This window comes from Microbacterium sp. NPDC064978, from assembly GCF_044543605.1.
GTDB classification, from domain to species: Bacteria; Actinomycetota; Actinomycetes; order Actinomycetales; family Microbacteriaceae; genus Microbacterium; species Microbacterium meiriae.
In genome coordinates this window covers 596,042-614,049 of record NZ_JBITWF010000001.1, presented here as the reverse complement: position 1 = coordinate 614,049, position 18,008 = coordinate 596,042, and the positions used below count along the sequence as shown (strand labels likewise).

The 18,008-nt window shown below is 69.6% G+C and carries 17 protein-coding genes; 13 read left to right on the top strand and 4 right to left on the bottom strand.

From position 1 onward, the window contains the following. Positions 1–141: 141 nt before the first annotated feature. A complete protein-coding gene (locus tag ACIGJI_RS03280; RefSeq protein ID WP_363444376.1) occupies positions 142–2,235 on the bottom strand; it encodes a S9 family peptidase in 2,094 nt (697 codons plus the stop codon). Positions 2,236–2,389: 154 nt separating this feature from the next. Between ACIGJI_RS03280 and ACIGJI_RS03275 the strand changes: the two genes are divergently transcribed. From ACIGJI_RS03275 to ACIGJI_RS03260, 4 genes are read left to right on the top strand one after another with little or no spacing between them, the layout of a single operon-like run. Further along, positions 2,390–3,754: an inorganic phosphate transporter gene (locus ACIGJI_RS03275; protein WP_259953728.1), complete on the top strand. Its 1,365-nt coding sequence runs from the start codon at positions 2,390–2,392 to the stop codon at positions 3,752–3,754. Beyond that, positions 3,751–4,086 carry a peptidase gene (locus ACIGJI_RS03270; protein ID WP_187663858.1) on the top strand — a complete coding sequence of 112 codons (336 nt, stop codon included), beginning with the start codon at positions 3,751–3,753 and terminating at the stop codon, positions 4,084–4,086. The genes ACIGJI_RS03275 and ACIGJI_RS03270 overlap by 4 nt, the downstream gene beginning before the upstream one ends. A 47-nt stretch (positions 4,087–4,133) precedes the next feature. Continuing rightward, positions 4,134–5,063: a phosphodiesterase gene (locus tag ACIGJI_RS03265; protein WP_363444373.1), complete on the top strand. Its 930-nt coding sequence runs from the start codon at positions 4,134–4,136 to the stop codon at positions 5,061–5,063. A gap of 52 nt (positions 5,064–5,115) precedes the next feature. Then, positions 5,116–6,576 carry an aspartate ammonia-lyase gene (locus ACIGJI_RS03260; protein ID WP_187663860.1) on the top strand — a complete coding sequence of 487 codons (1,461 nt, stop codon included), beginning with the start codon at positions 5,116–5,118 and terminating at the stop codon, positions 6,574–6,576. A gap of 64 nt (positions 6,577–6,640) precedes the next feature. Here the strand turns inward: ACIGJI_RS03260 and ACIGJI_RS03255 are convergent, their stop codons facing one another. Then, entirely contained in the window at positions 6,641–7,510 is an 870-nt protein-coding gene (locus ACIGJI_RS03255; RefSeq protein ID WP_315637021.1) for a fumarylacetoacetate hydrolase family protein, read from the bottom strand. An 89-nt stretch (positions 7,511–7,599) separates the two neighbouring features. Between ACIGJI_RS03255 and ACIGJI_RS03250 the strand changes: the two genes are divergently transcribed. The 3 genes from ACIGJI_RS03250 to ACIGJI_RS03240 all read left to right on the top strand — a co-directional run bounded on the left by ACIGJI_RS03250 (position 7,600) and on the right by ACIGJI_RS03240 (position 10,216). Continuing rightward, positions 7,600–8,901: a PrsW family intramembrane metalloprotease gene (locus tag ACIGJI_RS03250; RefSeq protein WP_268776448.1), complete on the top strand. Its 1,302-nt coding sequence runs from the start codon at positions 7,600–7,602 to the stop codon at positions 8,899–8,901. A gap of 214 nt (positions 8,902–9,115) precedes the next feature. Beyond that, the gene (locus ACIGJI_RS03245; protein WP_025103196.1) at positions 9,116–9,484 is read left to right on the top strand and encodes an FKBP-type peptidyl-prolyl cis-trans isomerase; all 369 of its coding nucleotides are present in this window, start codon (positions 9,116–9,118) and stop codon (positions 9,482–9,484) included. Between the two features lie 177 nt (positions 9,485–9,661). Beyond that, positions 9,662–10,216 (top strand): YceI family protein, encoded by a 555-nt coding sequence (locus tag ACIGJI_RS03240; protein ID WP_187663862.1) that lies wholly within the window; start codon positions 9,662–9,664, stop codon positions 10,214–10,216. Between the two features lie 28 nt (positions 10,217–10,244). On the opposite strand, the gene ACIGJI_RS03235 is transcribed toward ACIGJI_RS03240, so the two are convergent. After that, positions 10,245–11,540, bottom strand: a complete 1,296-nt coding sequence (locus tag ACIGJI_RS03235; RefSeq protein ID WP_366243888.1) for an MFS transporter — start codon at positions 11,538–11,540, stop codon at positions 10,245–10,247. Between the two features lie 186 nt (positions 11,541–11,726). On the opposite strand from ACIGJI_RS03235, the gene rpsO reads away from it, so the two are divergent. The 3 genes from rpsO (at position 11,727) to ACIGJI_RS03220 (ending at position 13,343) form a co-directional block, all read left to right on the top strand. Continuing rightward, positions 11,727–11,996 (top strand): 30S ribosomal protein S15, encoded by a 270-nt coding sequence (rpsO, locus tag ACIGJI_RS03230; protein ID WP_017203073.1) that lies wholly within the window; start codon positions 11,727–11,729, stop codon positions 11,994–11,996. 155 nt (positions 11,997–12,151) lie between these two features. After that, entirely contained in the window at positions 12,152–13,021 is an 870-nt protein-coding gene (locus ACIGJI_RS03225; protein ID WP_363444366.1) for a hypothetical protein, read from the top strand. Continuing rightward, the gene (locus ACIGJI_RS03220; RefSeq protein WP_280566053.1) at positions 13,014–13,343 is read left to right on the top strand and encodes a transcriptional regulator; all 330 of its coding nucleotides are present in this window, start codon (positions 13,014–13,016) and stop codon (positions 13,341–13,343) included. The genes ACIGJI_RS03225 and ACIGJI_RS03220 overlap by 8 nt, the downstream gene beginning before the upstream one ends. Positions 13,344–13,350: 7 nt before the next feature. On the opposite strand, the gene ACIGJI_RS03215 is transcribed toward ACIGJI_RS03220, so the two are convergent. Continuing rightward, positions 13,351–14,355 (bottom strand): isopenicillin N synthase family oxygenase, encoded by a 1,005-nt coding sequence (locus ACIGJI_RS03215; RefSeq protein WP_187663866.1) that lies wholly within the window; start codon positions 14,353–14,355, stop codon positions 13,351–13,353. A 150-nt stretch (positions 14,356–14,505) separates the two neighbouring features. Between ACIGJI_RS03215 and efeU the strand changes: the two genes are divergently transcribed. The 3 genes from efeU to efeB are packed head-to-tail and all read left to right on the top strand — an operon-like array spanning position 14,506 to position 18,003. Further along, on the top strand, positions 14,506–15,444 hold the full coding sequence (gene efeU, locus ACIGJI_RS03210) for an iron uptake transporter permease EfeU (protein ID WP_363444363.1): 939 nt from the start codon (positions 14,506–14,508) through the stop codon (positions 15,442–15,444). Next, entirely contained in the window at positions 15,441–16,673 is a 1,233-nt protein-coding gene (efeO, locus tag ACIGJI_RS03205) for an iron uptake system protein EfeO (protein WP_363444360.1), read from the top strand. Before efeU ends, efeO begins: the two co-directional genes overlap by 4 nt. A gap of 19 nt (positions 16,674–16,692) precedes the next feature. Next, a complete protein-coding gene (efeB, locus tag ACIGJI_RS03200) occupies positions 16,693–18,003 on the top strand; it encodes an iron uptake transporter deferrochelatase/peroxidase subunit (RefSeq protein ID WP_396667008.1) in 1,311 nt (436 codons plus the stop codon). Positions 18,004–18,008: the final 5 nt, after the last annotated feature.

Sequence of the window (18,008 nt, the reverse complement as noted above, 5' to 3'; positions counted from 1 at the left end):
CATGCCAGGACAGGCATGGGCGCCTGATGCCCCGCGGGAGCCTGTGCCGGCGTCGCGCCCCGCCAGCACAGGCGTGCGCGCGAGTTCAGGCCAGGTCGGCGCGCAGGCGCCTGATGTCGCGCGAGTGCCTGATGTCGCGGGTCAGGCGAGGTGGAGGGTGTCGAGGAGCCAGGCGATCTCGAACGCCCGCTCGCGCCAGGAGTTGTACCGTCCGCTCACGCCCCCGTGCCCCGCGACCATCTCGCACTTCAGCAGCACGTCCTTCGCGCTGGCCTCCCGCAGCCGGGCGACCCACTTCGCCGGCTCGACGTAGAGCACCCGGGTGTCGTTCAGCGAGGTCACCGCGAGGATCCGCGGATACTCCACGCCGTCGCGCACGTTCTCGTACGGCGTGTACGACTTCATGTACGCGTAGACCTCGGGGTCGTGCAGCGGGTCGCCCCATTCGTCCCACTCGATCACGGTGAGGGGGAGCGACGGGTCGAGGATCGTCGTCAGCGCGTCGACGAACGGCACACCCGCGAGGATGCCGGCGAAGAGCTCCGGGGCGAGGTTGGCGACCGCGCCCATCAGCAGACCCCCGGCACTGCCGCCCTCCGCGACGAGCTGGGCCGGGGTGGTCGTCCCCTCGTCGACGAGGTGCCGGGCGCAGGCGACGAAGTCCGTGAAGGTGTTCCGCTTGTGCAGGAGCTTGCCGTCTTCGTACCACTGCCGACCCATCTCGCCGCCTCCGCGCACATGCGCCACGGCGAAGACGACTCCGCGGTCCAGCTCCGAGAGCCGTGCGACCGAGAAGCCCGGGTCGATGGAGTGCTCGTACGAGCCGTAGCCGTAGAGGTGGACGGGACGCGTGGTCGCACCGGGCTCGCCGAAGGAGCGCTTCCACACGAGGGAGATCGGCACGCGGGTGCCGTCCTCCGCGGTGGCCCACTCCCGACGCTGTCCGTAGTCGGCGGGGTCGTAGCCGCCGAGCACCGTCACCTGCTTGCGCAACACGAGTTCCCGCGTCGCGAGGTCGAGCTCGTACACCGTGCCCGGCGTGACGAACGACGTGTACCCGAGTCGCAGGAAGGGGGAGTGCCACTCCGGGTTGCCGCTGACCCCCGCGGAGTAGAGGGGCTCGTCGAACCGCAGCTCCTCCACCGTGTCGGTCGCGTAGTCCAGGAGGCCCACGCGCTCGAGGCCCTCGCTGCGATACTCCACCGTGGCGAAGTCGCGGAAGGCGTCCACTCCGAGCAGTCGCCGTCCTGGCTGATGGGCGACGACGACGCGGCGCTCGCCCTGCGGGTCGTCCGCCGCTACGGAGACGAGTTCGAAGTCCAGGGCGTCGTCGTTGTGCAGGATGAGGAGCCGGTCCTCACCGTCCACCACCGCGTGCTCGAGCGAGTACTCCACGCCTTCGCGCCGCGGCCACACCGTGCGCGGCTCCGCGGTGATGTCGCCGGCGAGGTCGACGAGGTACTCCTCGCTCGTGATGCTGGAGCCCACACCGATCACGAGGTAGCGCCGGCTCCGCGTGATCCCGGCGCCGAGCCAGAACTTCTCGTCGGGCTCGTGGAAGAGCGTGATGTCGTCCGACACCGGGGTCCCGAGCCGGTGCAGCCACAGGGTGTCGGGGCGCCACGCATCGTCGCGGGTCGTGTAGAGGACCCCGGTGCCGTCCGGGGTGAAGAACGCGCCTCCGGTGTTCGGGATCTCATCGTCCAGGGTGAGGCCCGTCTCCAGATCGCGGACGCGGACCGTATAGAGCTCGTCGCCCTCGAAGTCCGTCGACCACAGCAGCTTCGTCGCGTCGTCGGAGGTGTCGAACGCGCCGAGGGAGAAGAACTCGTGCCCCTCCGCCTCGACGTTGCCGTCCAGCAGCACCACCTCACCGGGGACGGGCACCCCCGGCTCGAGACGCGGCGGCGTCCAATCGCCCTCGGCGGCGGCGGCGCGACAGTGGATGCCGTACTGCGCGCCTTCCTCGGTGCGGCTGTAGTACCACCAGTCTCCACGCCGTGTCGGCACCGAGAGGTCGGTCTCCTGAACCCGTCCCTTGATCTCCTGGAACAGCGTCTCGCGGAGCGCGGCGAGGTGCGCGGTCTCGGCCTCGGTGTGCGCGTTCTCCGCCTCCAGGTGTGCGATGACCTCGGGGGAGTCCTTGGCGCGCAGCCACTCGTACGGGTCGTCGACCGTGTCGCCGTGATGCGTGCGGAGGGTGGAACGGCGGGCGGCGATCGGGGCGTCAGTCACCGTCCCACGCTATCCCAGGTCGAGTTGACCGGCACGGGGGACGGTGGCAGGATTTACCGGGGCCGGTAAACGGAAGTCAAACCCACGGTGAACTCTTCGTTCGTCACGTCGATCCCGTCGACATCTCCCTCTTCCTCAAGACCGAAAGCGAACGGTGGAAACCGCAGCCCTCATCGTCGTGCTCGTCATCGCGCTGGCACTCTTCTTCGATTTCACGAACGGGTTTCACGACACCGCGAACGCGATGGCCACGCCCATCGCGACCGGAGCGCTCAAGCCCAAGACAGCGGTCCTCCTGGCCGCTCTCCTCAACCTCGTCGGCGCCTTCCTGTCGACCGAGGTGTCCAAGACCATCTCCGGCGGCATCATCCAGGAGGATGCGATCATCGCCGCGGGAGCGGAGCTGTTCCTCTCGTTGATCTTCGCCGGGCTCATCGGCGCCATCACCTGGAACATGCTGACGTGGCTGCTCGGCCTGCCGTCGAGCTCGTCCCACGCGCTCTTCGGCGGACTGATCGGCGCGACGCTCGTCGGCGCCGGTCTCGGCGGCATCGACTTCGGCGCCGTGCTGTCGAAGATCGTCCTCCCCGCCCTCATCGCCCCCATCACGGCCGGCATCATCGCGTACGTCGCGACGAAGATCGCCTACTCGGTCACTCGTCGCTACGACGGCAAGCCGGACGGACGGGACGGATTCCGCTGGGGTCAGATCTTCACGTCCTCCCTCGTCGCCCTCGCACACGGCACGAATGACGCGCAGAAGACGATGGGCGTCATCACGCTCGCCATGATCACCGTCGGCTGGCAGTCCGGTGCGCACCACGAGCCCGAGCTCTGGGTCATCATCGCCTGTGCGTTCACGATCGCCCTCGGCACGTACCTCGGCGGCTGGCGCATCATCCGCACGCTGGGCAAGGGCCTGACCGACGTCAAGCCGGCTCAGGGCTTCGCGGCGGAGAGCTCGACGGCCGCGACGATCCTCGCCTCCAGCGCCCTCGGCTTCGCCCTCTCCACCACCCAGGTGGCCTCGGGATCGGTCATCGGATCGGGCCTCGGTCGCCGCGGGTCCACGGTCCGCTGGCGGACGGCAGGTCGCATCGGCGTCGGCTGGCTGCTGACCCTGCCCGCGGCCGGAGGCGTCGGCGCCCTGGCGGCACTGCTCGTCGTGTGGCTCGGCCCGTGGGGCGTGGCCATCGACGCCGTCCTCGCGGTGGCAATCATCCTCGGGCTGTACATGCGCTCTCGGCGCAACGCCGTCACGCCGGCCAACGCCATGAGCGACGTCGCCGAATCCCACCTCGCCGTCGAGGTTCCCGATACCCCGCCGCCCACGCGTCGCCAGCAGCGCATCGCCCAGGCGAAGGCGGAGGCGAAGGCCCGTGCCGAGGCCAAGGAGAAGGCGAAGGCCGAGGCGAAGGACAAGGCGAAGAAGAAGGCCAAGGCCAAGGCGGACGCGAAGGCCGCGAAGACCGGCAGCGCCTCGTCGTCCGACGCGTCGCAGAACGGGGACTCGGCATGAACGTCACGATCGACTGGATCGCCTTCCTGCAGGTGTTCGCCGCCGCGCTCATCGGCGCCGCCGCCATCGTCACCTTCTACGCCCTGGGCCTGCGTCTGCTCGTGCGCAGCGGGCGGGCGCCCGTCGTGAGCCCCGCGGAGTTCACCGACGCCATCACGGTGATCTCGGAGAAGGAGCTCAAGCGGGCCGCCAAGCAGGCGGCGAAGGCAGCGAAGAAGAGTCCGCTCACCGAAGGGCAGAAGACCCTCGCGCTTGTGGGCGCCTACGGCTGCTTCGTGCTGTGCGCCGCCGCGGTCATCGCCGGCATCCTCCTGATCGTCATCGGCCACTGAGTCCGCAGTGCGCCGGGCGCGTCGGTGACCGGCCGTAGGCTGAGGACATGTCCGCAGCGAAGGGAACACCACCGGTCTTCGGTCGGTACGCCCCCGCCTCCCACGTCCTGATCCATGTGAGCGATCCGCACTTCCTCGCCGGAGGTGCGGCGCTGGGGGGACGGTACGACGTCGAGCGCACGTTCGCGCGGACGCTGGAGGCGATCCGCGCCGTGCATCCCGCTCCCGCCGCGATCGTCGTCACCGGGGACCTCGCAGACCTCGGCGAGCCGGATGCGTACCGCCGGCTGCGTGCGGCGATCGAGCCGGTCGCGGCCGAACTGGGCGCTCCCGTGGTCTGGGTCGCGGGCAACCATGACGAGCGCCCGGTGCTGCGCGAGGTCCTCCTCGATGCCGAGCCCACGGAAGAGCCGGTCACCGGGGTGTGGGATCTCGACGGGCTGCGTCTGGTGGCCCTCGACACGAGCGTTCCCGGGTGGCATCACGGCGACCTCGACCCGGCGCAGCTCGCGTGGCTCGCCGAGGTCCTCGCCGAGCCGGCGCCGCACGGCACGCTCCTGGCGATGCACCACCCGCCGCTGCCCAGCCATCTGCCGCTGTTCGACATCCTCGAGCTGCGGCATCAGGACGAGCTGGCCGCCGTCATCCGGGGCACCGACGTCCGCGGCATCCTCGCCGGTCACCTGCACTACTCCTCGCACGGGCTGTTCGCCGGCGTCCCGGTGAGCGTGGCGTCCGCCACCTGCTACACGATGAACGTCGCGCGCCCCGCGTCTGAGGTGAACGGCATGGACGCCGCCCAGGCGTTCCAGCTCGTGCACGTGCGGCCGGAGACCCTCACGCACACCGTCGTCCCGGTGGTCGATGCGCCGACCGGCGACTACTTCTCCGAGGAGTGGGTCGCCCGTATGGCGGCGCTGACGCCGGAAGGGCGCCTGGAGGCGTTCTCCAGAAAACCCCCGCGGGGACCGGCGTAGACTGGACGCATCCCCCGACCTTTCCGTTCGCCACGACCCACGAGGATGTGACATGGCTTCTGCCGCGCCCGCCAATACCCGTACCGAGACCGATTCGCTGGGGAGCATGGAGATTCCCGCCGAGGCGTACTGGGGGATCCACACCGCCCGCGCCGACGCGAACTTCCCGATCACGAAGCGCCCCATCTCGGTGTACCCCGAACTGGTGATCGCGCTCGCGATGGTGAAGCAGGCCAGCGCGAGGGCCAACAAGGAGATCGGGGTCCTCGACGCCGAGCGCGCCGACCTCATCGACCGCGCGGCGCAGCGCGTCATCGACGGCGAGTTCCACGATCAGTTCACCGTCGGCGTCATCCAGGGTGGTGCCGGCACCTCGACGAACATGAACGCGAACGAGGTCATCACCAACATCGCGCTCGAGATGGCCGGACGCGAGAAGGGCGACTACGCCTTCCTCTCTCCGATCGACCACACGAACCGCAGCCAGTCGACCAACGACGTCTACCCGACGGCGGTCAAGATCGGCCTGTCGCTGACGCTGCGCTCGCTGCTCGACGAACTGGACGCCCTGCGCGTGGCGTTCCTCGGCAAGGCGGGGGAGTTCCACGACATCCTCAAGGTCGGCCGGACCCAGCTCCAGGACGCGGTGCCCATGACGCTCGGCCAGGAGTTCCATGGCTTCGCCACGACCCTGGGCGAGGATCACAGCCGCCTCACCGAGAACGCCTCGCTCATGTTCGAGATCAACATGGGCGCGACCGCCATCGGCACCGGCATCACCACCCACCCCGACTACGCGCCGGCCGTGCTGAAGCACCTGCGCGAGATCACGGGGCTCGACCTCGAGACGGCCACCGACCTCGTCGAGTCCACGAGCGACACGGGCGCCTTCATGTCGTTCTCGTCGTCGCTCAAGCGCAACGCCATCAAGCTCTCGAAGATCTGCAACGACCTGCGGCTGCTGTCGTCCGGTCCGCAGGCGGGCCTCGGCGAGATCAACCTGCCCGCACGGCAGGCCGGTTCCAGCATCATGCCCGGGAAGGTCAACCCGGTGATCCCGGAGGTCGTGAACCAGGTGGCCTTCGCGGTCGTCGGCGCCGACATGACGGTGACCATGGCCGTCGAGGGCGGGCAGCTCCAGCTCAACGCCTTCGAGCCCGTCATCGCGCACTCGATCTTCCAGTCGATCACCTGGATGCGTCAGGCCATGTGGACGCTGCGCGTGAACTGCGTCGAGGGCATCACCGCCAACCGCGACCGTCTGGGCGCGATGGTCGGCGCGTCGGTCGGCGTCATCACGGCGCTCACGCCCTTCATCGGCTACGCGGCGGCCGCGGCTCTGGCCAAGACGGCTCTGCTGACCAACCGCAACGTCGCCGACCTGGTGGTCGAGGCCGGACTCATGTCCCGCGACGAGGTGACCAAGCAGCTCTCTCCTGCCCGCCTGTCGGGCCTGGAGGCGGTCACCGCGGCCATCCCGATCGTCACCCCGGACGACCTCATCCAGATCTGAGCGTCGACCGGATACGGGAAGGGGACGGGAGCTCGCAGCTCCCGTCCCCTTCGTCGCGTCCGAGTCAGTCGAGGATGCGGCAGTGCGTCGTGAGCTCGCCGATCCCGTCGATGCCGACCGTGACGGTCGAGCGGTCGCGGAGGAAGATCTGCGGGTCGCGGGAGTAGCCGGCGCCACCCGGGCTGCCCGTCGAGATCAGGGTGCCGGGCAGCAGCGTGAGCGACTGGGAGAGGTGCGCGATGAGCTTCGCCACCGAACGCACCATCTGGTCGGTGCTGGCGTCCTGCACGGTGTGCCCGTCGACGACGGTCCAGATGTGGAGGTCCTGCGGGTCGGCGATCTCGTCGGCGGTCACCGCGAACGGGCCGGTGGGGGTGAAGCCGTCGAACGACTTGCAACGGGACCACTGCGCCTCGGAGAACTGGATGTTCCGGGCGGTGATGTCGTTGACCACGGTGTAACCCCAGACGTGCGCGAGGGCGTCCGCCTCCGGGACGTCCTTCGCGGGGGTGCCGATGAGCACGCCCAGCTCGGCCTCGTAGTCGACGGCCTCGCTGAGGCTCCGCGGCCAGGAGGTGGTCTGATCGTGACCGGTGAGCGAGTTGGGCCACAGGGTGAACACGGTCGGCGCGGCGTCGGTCTTGAGGCCGAGCTCGCTGGAGTGGGCGGCATAGTTAAGCCCGACGGCGAGCACCGCCGGCGGCGCGATGACCGCGGAGGCGAAACCCCAGTCGGTCAGCGGGTGGCGCGGGGCCGTGCCGTCGCGGAGGGCGGCGCGGAGCTCGTCGAGTCCGGCGTCCCCTCGCTCGATCAGCTGCTGCAGGGTGGCAGGCGCGTCGGACAGGAGATCGGAGACGAGGATGGCGTCCGAGCCCTCCACCACGGCGAGAACCGCACGGGAGGAGTCTGGACGGCGCAGGTGAGCGAACCGCATGGTTCTACGCTACCGGGTGCCTGCGGCCGGTCGGGTGGAGGAAGCCCCCAGAGCCCGGCGCGCAAGCTTGTGCCCCATAAGCTTTGACCATGACCTTCGGAGGACCGTCCGACCCCCAGCAGCCCGCCCGATACACGCCCCCGGCGGGGACACCACCACAGCCCTCGGCGTACTCCGCCGCGCAGTACGCGCAATCGCCCTACCTGCCGCCGTCCTACGGACAGCAGCCGGGCTATGCGTCGGCTCTCGCGCAACCCACGCCCTACACACCGCCGGCGCCGGTCGCGCCGTCGCCCGCGGAGTCGCTGCCGGCTCTCCCGGTGCCGAACAAGAAGGGCCGCACGATCTCGCTGTGGCTCTTCGGCTTCCTCGGCTTCCTGCTGCTCGCACTCATCGGCTACTTCGGCTGGGCCCTCGGCCCGACCGCCTCGGTGATCGGGCTCGTCCTGGCTGTGATCCCGCTCACGATCGTCTTCCTCGGCGTGCGCATGATCGACCGTTGGGAGCCCGAGCCCAAGCGCCTCGTCGCGTTCGCCATCGCCTGGGGTGCGGTCGCCGCCGTCGGCCTCACGCTCCTCGTCGACATCGGGCTCACGATGCTGCTGGGCATCCGCTCCGAGGAGTTCTCGGCGGTGGTCCAGGCCCCCATCGTCGAGGAGTTCTGGAAGGGCCTCGGGGTCTTCCTCATCTTCCTGCTCGCGCGGCGGTCCTTCGACGGGCCGGTCGACGGCGTCGTCTACGGGGCGCTCGTCGGTGCAGGCTTCGCGTTCACCGAGAACATCCAGTACTTCGCCATCAGCCTCATCGAGGGCGGCGGAGAGCAGCTCGGCGTCACGTTCATCGTGCGGGCGGTGCTGTCGCCGTTCGCGCACGCGATGTTCACCTCGCTGACCGGATTCGCGATCGGCCTCGTGGCCCGCCGGCACGCCTCCGCCGGAGCGGCCGCCGGGGCCGGCCTGCTCGGCATGGTCGGGGCGATCCTCCTGCACGCGCTGTGGAACGGATCGGCCACATTCGCGGACTTCTTCGGCCTCTACTTCACCCTGCAGGTGCCGCTGTTCATCGGCTTCATCCTCGGGATCATCGCCTTGCGCAGGGAGGAGGCGCGGCTCACCCGGGCCCGCCTGGCCGAGTATGCGGCCGCCGGCTGGTTCACGCCGGAGGAGGTCACGATGCTGGCCACGCCGGCCGGGCGCAAGGTGGGGCTCGCCTGGGCCGCGCAGCTGCGCGGCGACCGCCGGCCGCTGATGCGCGAATTCATCAAGGATGCGACGGCTCTGGCCGCGGTCCGTCAGCGGGCGATCACCGGACGAGACCCGCTCGCCGTCGAGGACGAGCGTGCCCTGTTGATCCGGACCAGGGCGGCACGCGCCGCGCTGCTGGCCTACTGAGCGGCGCCCCGGCAGACAGACTCAGCGCCCGGTGCTGCGGCGATGCCTGCATGTCTCCCGGGCGCTGAGTTGATCTGCCACCAGGGTGCACCCGCGTCCCGCGAACTGTCAAGAGCCCCGAGGGACTTCGGAGCGGAGTCCCTCGGCGAGGTGTTCGCTGTGAGCAGGTACCGTCGCGTTGACCGGCCGCGCGACGGTCGGGTTGGATGGAGCCATGACTGATCGCACAAAGCCCGAGTTCGACGCCCCGACCGGCCCTGCCCCCGCAGAACTGGTCATCCGCGACATCATCGAGGGTGACGGCGCCGAGGCCAAGCCCGGCGACACCGTGACCGTCCACTACGCCGGTGTGGAGTTCGAGTCCGGCGAGGAGTTCGACTCGTCGTGGGGTCGCGGGGAGACCATCCAGTTCCCGCTCCGCGGCCTGATCCAGGGCTGGCAGGACGGCATCCCCGGAATGAAGGTCGGTGGCCGCCGCGAGCTGATCATCCCGCCGCACCTCGCGTACGGCCCGGCCGGGGGAGGACACTTCCTCTCCGGCAAGACGCTGATCTTCATCATCGATCTCGTCGCCGTCGGCTGACTTCGTCGCTCCGAAGCGCCCTGCACCCCGTGGTGCGGGGCGCTTCTGCATGTCGAGACATTTCTGTTCGTCACGGGAATACATGCGAGTGAATGTATGTTGTCGGAAGGGTGCCGCGGACGATCGCGGTGCCATCCCTTCGCCGCCGCCGCGGCCGACGTCTCCTGAGGAGCAATCATGAGCAGCATCGACATCCCCGGTTACCGCCCCGGCACCTGGGTCCTCGACCCGTCCCACAGCGAGGTGACGTTCAGCGTCCGCCACATGATGATCTCGAAGGTGCGCGGCACCTTCGGTGTGAAGAGCGCGACGCTCGTGGCTCCGGAGAACCCCCTCGAAGCCAAGGTCGAGGCCTCCGTCGACGTGACCTCCGTCGACACCAAGGACGAGGGTCGCGACCAGCACCTCCGCTCCGCCGACTTCTTCGACACCGAGAACTTCCCGACCATGGAGTTCGTCTCGACCGGCGCCCGCGTCGAGGGCGGCGACTTCCTCGTCGACGGCGACCTCACCATCCGCGGCATCACGAAGCCGGTCACCTTCGAACTCGACTTCGGCGGCTTCGGCAGCGACCCGTGGGGCAACTACAAGGCCGGCGCCTCCGCCAAGACCGTCATCAACCGCGAGGACTTCGGCCTCACCTGGAACGCCGCGCTGGAGACCGGCGGCGTGCTCGTCGGCAAGGACGTCACGATCACGCTCGACCTCCAGGGTGCGCTGCAGCAGGACTGACGCGCAGACCCTGTGAACCCCGGGCCCGTCAGGGCTCGGGGTTCTCTGCGTCGTAGTCGCGGAAACGAGGATGCCGCCGGGCGAGGACCGCGACGAGGGCGATCACGATGATCCCTCCGAGCAGCGGCGGGAACCACAGTGACGTCAGCGTCGCGAGCGTCCCGGCGTAGAGGGCGCCGACGCGGGGGCCACCGGTCACCACCACGACGAACAGGCCCTGCAGGCGTCCGCGCATGGCGTCCGGCACCGCCGCCTGCATCATGGTGTTGCGGTAGATCGAGCTGACGTTGTCCGACGCGCCGGAGAGGGCCAGCGCCACGCAGGCGGCGACGATCAGTGCGACGTGCGGCCGGTCCTCTCCGGCAGGCGTCGGGGAGAACGCGCCGGCCAGGAGAACGAGACCGAACAGCGCGATGGCGGCGCCGTAGGCCTCCACCGCGCGGGCGATGCCGCGGCCGTGCCACCGGTACTGCACCACGCGCCCGGAGAACAGGCTCGAGGAGAAGGTGCCGACGGCGACCGCCGCCGTGAGGATGCCGGTGGTGAAGGCCCCGCCGCCGAGGATGACCGTGCCGAGTGCCGGGAAGAGCACGAGCGGCTGTCCGAACGTCATCGCGATGATGTCCATCACGTACTGCATGCGGATGTTGCCCGCCCGGCGGAGGAAGCGCCAGCCGTCGACGAGCGAGGCGAGGCCGGGACGCACGATGTCGCCTTCAGGGCGCAGGGCAGGGAGCGTCCACAGGCCGAGGAACATCGACAGCATGAGCACGACGTCGATCGTGTACGTCCAGCCGTATCCGGTGAGCGCCACGAGGAGCCCGGCGAGGGCCGGACCCGCCATGACCGTGAGCCCGAACGCGACGCCGTTGAGCGCGGACGCGGCCGCGAGCATGCTGCGGGGGATCAGGCGGGGGACGATCGCGGTCCGCGTGGCCATGCCGACGGAGTTCGCCGCCGAGTTCACGATGCTCAGCGCGTACAGCCACCAGATCGTCTCCGTGCCGGTCCAGGTGAGCGCCTCGAGCAGCCCCGTGGAGGCGAAGGTCACCGTGGCGGCGATGAGCGCGACCCGCCGCCGGTCGAACGCGTCGGCGAGCATCCCGCCGTAGAGGCCGGCGAGGATCATCGGGAGGAGGCCCGCGACGGCGATCATCGAGACGGCGAACGTGCTCGCGGTCAGATCGAACACATGCAGCATCACGGTCACGATGGTGAGCTGACCGCCGATGCCGGCGAGTGTCGAGCCGATCCACATCCGGGCGAAGGCCGGGCTCGCCTTCAGCGGAGTCAGGTCGATCAGATGGCCGCGTCGGGAGCTCACAGGGCGGTCTTCTTCTGCACATCCCGAGCCTAGTTGACCCCACGCGCCTCGTCCCCGGCGCCGTGTCCCGCCGTGGTCGTCCGGGCTGGTAGACTCGTCAGGTTGCCGTTCGATCGGCCGCGGATAAAGAGAGCTCACGCATCAGGCGTCGGGCGCCGCGCAACAAGCAGAGAGGGGATCGAATCTATGGCACTGGAAGCAGACGTCAAGAAGGCGATCATCGAAGAGTACGCGACGCACCCCGGTGACACCGGATCCCCCGAGGTGCAGGCCGCGATGCTGACGCAGCGCATCAAGGACCTCACCGAGCACCTGAAGGAGCACAAGCACGACCACCACTCGCGTCGTGGTCTGTTCCTGCTCGTGGGTCAGCGCCGTCGTCTGCTCGGCTACCTCCAGAGCGTCGACATCGAGCGTTACCGCTCGCTGATCGCACGCCTTGGTCTTCGCCGATAAGGCACCACGGACCCCGCGTTCAATCGCGCAGAACATTCTTGAGAAGGCCGCCCCACGGTGTGGGGCGGCCTTCGTCATGTCCGGACTTGTCCTGGCCATCACTTTCCGGTAGGAAAGTTCTAGAGCTTTCCACCAGGAAAGTCGGGGAGGCCACGATGGAGCAGAAACCGATCGCTGGTCAGGACCCTCTGGCCCCGCCGGACTCCGAGACCGCCAGTCAGTACCTGGCAGCGGCCCAGGCGGCGGTCGAGCGCCGCGATCGCGCGGTCGACCGGCGTGCCCTCGCGCGGCTGGAGATCGGCAACGCGGTGGTGACGGCCGCCTACCTCGTCGCCTTCGCACTCGTTCTCCGGCGCGGCGATGTGCTGGCGTCGCAGATCGTCCTGTTCACCTTCCTCGTGTGGGGGCAGTTGTCCAGCGGGATGGCGCAGCGCACCGGGCTGCAGTGGCGGATGACGCGTTCACGATTGCCGTTCCTGCTCGGAGGGGGAGCGGTTCTCATCGGCGCACTCGTGGTGTTCGGCTTCGCCGCCCTGGACACGCGGCTCCCCGAAGCCGTGGTACTCCTTCCCGCCGCCGTGGTGCTCGTCGGCATCGGGGGGCACGGAGTCGTGCAGCTCCTCCGAGCGTCGAACGACTCGCACCGTTCCCGCCCGGGTCCCGTCGCTCTTAAGGGCCCACGTCGTTGGGGCACCGCCCTGGTCGGCATCGCGATCGGAGTGCTGACCATGCTGGCGGGATCGCCGGACGATGTGCTGCGAAGCGCGATCTCGCTGCTCGTGATGCTCTGCCTGGTGGCGTGGATAGCGGTCTCGACCTCGGAGGTCGGGCTGCCGGCGATCGGCGCGTCGTGGCGGTGGCCGCATGTGCTCGTCTTCTTGCTCGCCGCGTGCGTTCCGGTGACCCTCGTCTTGGGTGCGGGAGTGCTCGGCGATGCGGGGTGGGCCGGAGTCTGGGGTGGGGTTGCCGTGATCGTGTGCTTCGCGGTGGTCACCTGCATCCCGGGACGTGCGGAACGTGACTGACTCCCATGCCGTCCCGCACCCGCGAACGCGGTTGGATGACAACTTCGCGTCCCCGATCCGCTTCTCGCTCATGGCGGGCTTGGGAGACGGGATGGAACTCGACTTCGCGGCGCTGCGCGAGATGCTGCAGTGTGGCGACTCGCCCCTGAGCAAGGCGATCACCCATCTGCAGGCGGCGGGATACGTGACCGCGCGCAAGGGGACCGTCGGCGGGCGCTCGCGCACGTGGGTGCGGTCGACGAGCACGGGCCGAGACGCCTTCGCAGCGCACCTCCAGGCGCTGCGGGAGATCGTCGCCCTGGGCGGCAAGACGTCGTTCTGAGACCCCGTCAGGCGGTGGCACCCACGAGATCAGGGTGGTGGATGGCCGCCACGTCGGGGTGTGCGCGCAGTCGGGACTTCATGGCGTTCTCGCCGTAGGTCGCGTGGATCGGATTGCTCGGGTCCTCGGTGACTCCGGTCGCCTCGGCGGCGAGGTCGGCAGGGAGCTCGAGCAACGGGAGCTGCTGATCGAGCGCCGGGTTGAAGAAGAACGGAATCGAGATGCGCTCCTCCGGCGCCCGTGGCGAGATCACCCGGTGGTTCGTCGCCTTGAGGTAGCCGCCGGTGGCGTACTCGAGCAGCTCGCCGATGTTGACGACGAAGGCGCCCGGCACCGGGGGAGCCGACACCCACTCGCCGTCACGCTCGACCTGGAGTCCGCCCTTGCCCGGCTCCACCCAGAGCAGCGTCAGCACGCCGGAATCCTTGTGCGCACCGACGCCCTGCTGCGGTTCCGGCTCGTTCGTTCCCGGGTATCGCACGATCTTGATCAGGGTGGACGGATCGCGGAACGGCTCGTCGAAGTAGTTCTCCTCCGCCCCGAGGGTGAGGGCCCAGGCCCGCAGGAGCTTGCGGGCGATCTCCGTGAGGGTGTCGTGCCACTCCGTGACGACCTCCTTCAACTCCGGCTGCGCTGCGGGCCAGAGGTTCGGTCCGGTGAGGCGGTTGAAGGCGGGTCCCCCTTCGACCGGCTCCCGTTCGGGGCCGATGTCGATCTGCTCGCGCCAGTCGACCTTGCCCTGCGTCCGCTCCCCGCCGACCCGGGTGTAGCCGCGGAAGTGCGGGCTGTTGACGTTCTCGATCGCGAGCTTGTCCTCCTCCGGCAGAGCGAAGAAGTCGAGGGCGGCCTGATGCAGCCGCGCTTCCAGTTCGGGAGAGATGCCGGTGCCGGTCAGGTAGAAGAAGCCGACATCGTGCGTGGCCGCGCGGAGGTCGTCGCGGAAACGCGCCGCGGCCTCGGGGCCGTCGTCGAGCTGGGACAGGTCGAGGATGGGGAGCGAGAGTTCAGCCATGGACCGAGGCTATGTCGCGGATGAGGCCCGAGGATGCTCTGTTGCATTCCATTACTTCGGTGGCCGGTGTCGGGCGGGCGCCGATCACGGTGCTAGAGTCTCGTCGGTAAGGGATGCCTTACCTCAGTCGCCTGCCAGAGAGTGTCTCCCGTGCTCGCCACCTTCCTCATCGGACTCCGCGAGGGTCTCGAAGCCGCGCTCGTCGTCGGCATCCTCGTCGCTTACCTCCGCCGTCTCGGTCGCCGTGACGCGCTGCCGAAGATGTGGGCCGGGGTCGGCCTTGCGGTCGCCCTCGCTCTGGGCATCGGCGCGATCCTCACCTTCGGGGCCTACGAACTCACGTTCCAGGCGCAGGAGCTGATCGGCGGCGGGCTGTCCCTCGTCGCGGTGGCGATGGTGACGTGGATGATCTTCTGGATGCAGCGTGCCGGCCGCACCATGAAGGCGACCCTCGAGGGGGGCATCGACCGCGCGCTGACGGTGGGCGGTCTCTGGGCGCTCATCGCGATCGGCTTCGTCTCCGTCGCCCGGGAGGGGATCGAGACCACGCTGCTGCTGTGGTCGATGGTGCAGTCCTTCGGTGATGCCCCCTCGGCCCTCCTCGGCGCGCTCCTGGGACTCTCCGTGGCCGTCCTGCTCGGCTGGCTCATCTCCCGCGGGGCGCTGCGCCTGGACCTGCGGCGGTTCTTCGCCTGGACGGGTGGCTTCCTCGTGATCGTCGCGGCCGGTGTCCTCGCCTACGCCCTGATGGATCTGCAGGAGGCGGGAGCACTTCCCGGTCCCTTCACCGCCGCCGCTCCGCTCGACCCGGTCACCGGCGCCGTCGCCGTGGGCGCGGCCGGCTTCCCGTTCGGCTGGGCGTTCGACGTGTCGGCGGCGATCGCTCCCGGCGGCGCGCTGGCCTCCGTCCTGCAGGCCACGGTCGGCTTCATGCCCGCCATGACCTGGCTGCAGGTGCTCGCCTGGGGCCTCTACATCCTGGTCGTGGGTGGGCTCTACCTCCGCGGCCTCCGCTCGGCACGCCCTTCGACGCGCGGCGCCTCCGCCGCCACCCCGACGTCCTCCCTCACACAGCAAGGAGCAGCATGATCACCTCGCACCGGGTCCTCGCCGCGGCAGCCGCCGCGGGCACCGCCGTCCTCCTCCTCAGCGGCTGCGTCGCGAAGAGCGATGCCCAGGCGACGGCGGCGTTCGACGTCTCATCCACCGCCACGGACTGCGCCGTCTCCGCGTCCACCGCGAAGAGCGGGACGCTGACGTTCGATGTGAAGAACGACACCGACCAGGTCTCCGAGTTCTACCTGCTGGCCGAGGACGGTCTGCGGATCGTCGGCGAGGTCGAGAACATCGCCCCGGCTGCGTCCCGCACCCTCACGGTGGTCGCCCAGCCGGGCGAGTACTTCACGCTCTGCAAGCCGGGCATGGTCGGCGACGGTGTCGGCCGGGCCTCGTTCACGGTGACCGGAGACCGCGTGGCGGTGGACGGCCCCGACGCCGAGCAGAAGCAGAAGGCCGTCGATCTCTACGGGGCGTTCGTGAAGGATCAGGTCGGGCAGCTCGTGCCGGCCGTGGAAGACCTCGTGGCCGCCTACGAGTCCGGCGACGACGAGACCGCCCGCACGCTCTTCCCACAGACGAGGGCGTTCTACGAGCGCATCGAGCCCGTCGCCGAGGCGCTCGGGGACCTCGACCCGCGGATCGACTATCGAGAGGTCGATGCGGTGGCCGAGGGCCTGGATTGGACCGGCTTCCACCGCATCGAGAAGGACCTCTGGGTGCCGGCGAAGGACGCGCTGAACGCCGACGGAGAGACCCCGGCATGGCAGGACTGGGCGCCGTCCACGCCCGCGGAGCGCGCCGATTACGGCGACCTGCTCCTGGCCGACGTGCAGGAGCTGTACGACTACGTGCACTCGGACGACTTCACCACCGCACTGGACGACCAGGGGATCGGCGGCATCTCCAACGGCGCGATCGCCCTGCTCGACGAGGTGGCCACCGGCAAGATCTCCGGCGAGGAGGACTGGTGGTCCGGCACGGATCTCTTCGACTTCGCCGCGAACGTCGAGGGCTCCAAGATGGCCTTCTCGCTGGTGCAGGACTTCGCCGCGGCGCAGGGAGACGACGGCGAGGCCCTCGTCTCCGAGATCGAGACCGGATACACCGCCCTCGAGGAGTCCCTCACCGCGCACGGCTCGCTCGCAGAGGGCTTCGTGGGGTACGGCGAGCTGACCGAAGCGGACAAGCGGGAGTTCACCGATCTCATCAACGCCCTGGCGGAGCCGCTCTCGCAGCTCACCGGCACGGTGCTCGACTGACGACGGTGCACGGGCAGGCATGGACGTGAACGAGTCGGAACCGGAGGCCCACGAGGCATCAGCGGGGGTGCCTACTGCGCCCTCCGGCGGCGGTCTCAGCCGCCGCGGGCTGCTCGGGCTGGCCGTCGGCGGCGGGGTCGCGGGCCTGGCCGTCGGCCTCGGGGCCGGGACGGCCGGCGGCGTGGCGCTCGGACGCGCACGAGCCGCGGAAGACGCCGAGTCGCGGTACGAGTTCTTCGGCGCGCACCAGGCGGGCATCACGACGCCCGTGCAGGACCACCTGCACTTCGCGAGCTTCGACATGATGCCCCGCACCGACCGGGACGACCTCATCTCCCTGTTGCAGGACTGGTCGTACGCCGCGGCACGGATGACGCAGGGCCTGGAGGTGAGTGCGAGCGGCGCGGTGAACGGTCCCGCCGAAGCGCCCCCGGATGACACGGGGGAGGCGCTGGGGCTCCCCGCCGCGGGCCTGACCCTCACGTTCGGGTTCGGTCCTGGACTGTTCGAGAACGAGGACGGCGATCGCTACGGTCTCGCCGCCCAGCGGCCACCCGGTCTCGAGCGGCTTCCGGCCTTCCTCGGGGACGACCTCGATCCCGAGGCGTCGCACGGCGACCTGTGCATCCAGGCCTGTGCCGACGACCCCCAGGTCGCGGTTCACGCGATCCGCAACCTCAGCCGCATCGCGTTCGGGCGGGCGCGCCTGCGCTGGTCGCAGCTCGGATTCGGTAAGACCTCTCGCACCACGGCCGGCCAGGCGACGCCGCGCAACCTCTTCGGCTTCAAGGACGGCACGGCCAACATCCTCGCCGACGACGCCACGGCGCTCGCGGACCACGTCTGGGTCTCGACCGACGACGAGCCGTCCTGGATGGCCGGCGGTTCGTACCTCGTCGCGCGGAAGATCGCCATGCTCATCGAGACCTGGGACCGGGTGCGGCTGGCCGAGCAGGACACGATCATCGGACGGGACAAGGGCGTGGGGGCGCCGCTCTCCGGCGGTGACGAGTTCACGGCCCCGGACTTCCGCGGCACGAAGATCGATGCGAACAGTCACGTCCGGCTCGCGCATCCCGAGCAGAACGACGGCATCCGCATCCTGCGCCGTGGGTACAACTACGTCGACGGCAACAACGCCCTCGGGCGACTCGACGCCGGGCTGTTCTTCCTGTCCTACCAGCGTGATCCCGCCCAGTTCATCAGCCTGCAGCGCCGACTGTCGACCGACCGTCTCAACGAGTACATCCGTCACGTGGGCTCAGGCATGTGGGCGATCCCGCCGGGCGCGCGACCGGGTTCGCACGTGGGGGCGGAGCTGTTCGCCTGAGCAGG

Coding starts and splice junctions, on each gene's coding strand:
- ACIGJI_RS03270 (WP_187663858.1), top strand. CDS start 3,751: ATGAACGTCACGATCGACTGGATCGCCTTCCTGCAGGTGTTCGCCGCC.
- ACIGJI_RS03265 (WP_363444373.1), top strand. CDS start 4,134: ATGTCCGCAGCGAAGGGAACACCACCGGTCTTCGGTCGGTACGCCCCC.
- ACIGJI_RS03260 (WP_187663860.1), top strand. CDS start 5,116: ATGGCTTCTGCCGCGCCCGCCAATACCCGTACCGAGACCGATTCGCTG.
- ACIGJI_RS03255 (WP_315637021.1), bottom strand. CDS start 7,510: ATGCGGTTCGCTCACCTGCGCCGTCCAGACTCCTCCCGTGCGGTTCTC.
- ACIGJI_RS03250 (WP_268776448.1), top strand. CDS start 7,600: ATGACCTTCGGAGGACCGTCCGACCCCCAGCAGCCCGCCCGATACACG.
- ACIGJI_RS03245 (WP_025103196.1), top strand. CDS start 9,116: ATGACTGATCGCACAAAGCCCGAGTTCGACGCCCCGACCGGCCCTGCC.
- ACIGJI_RS03240 (WP_187663862.1), top strand. CDS start 9,662: ATGAGCAGCATCGACATCCCCGGTTACCGCCCCGGCACCTGGGTCCTC.
- rpsO (WP_017203073.1), top strand. CDS start 11,727: ATGGCACTGGAAGCAGACGTCAAGAAGGCGATCATCGAAGAGTACGCG.
- ACIGJI_RS03225 (WP_363444366.1), top strand. CDS start 12,152: ATGGAGCAGAAACCGATCGCTGGTCAGGACCCTCTGGCCCCGCCGGAC.
- ACIGJI_RS03215 (WP_187663866.1), bottom strand. CDS start 14,355: ATGGCTGAACTCTCGCTCCCCATCCTCGACCTGTCCCAGCTCGACGAC.
- efeO (WP_363444360.1), top strand. CDS start 15,441: ATGATCACCTCGCACCGGGTCCTCGCCGCGGCAGCCGCCGCGGGCACC.
- efeB (WP_396667008.1), top strand. CDS start 16,693: ATGGACGTGAACGAGTCGGAACCGGAGGCCCACGAGGCATCAGCGGGG.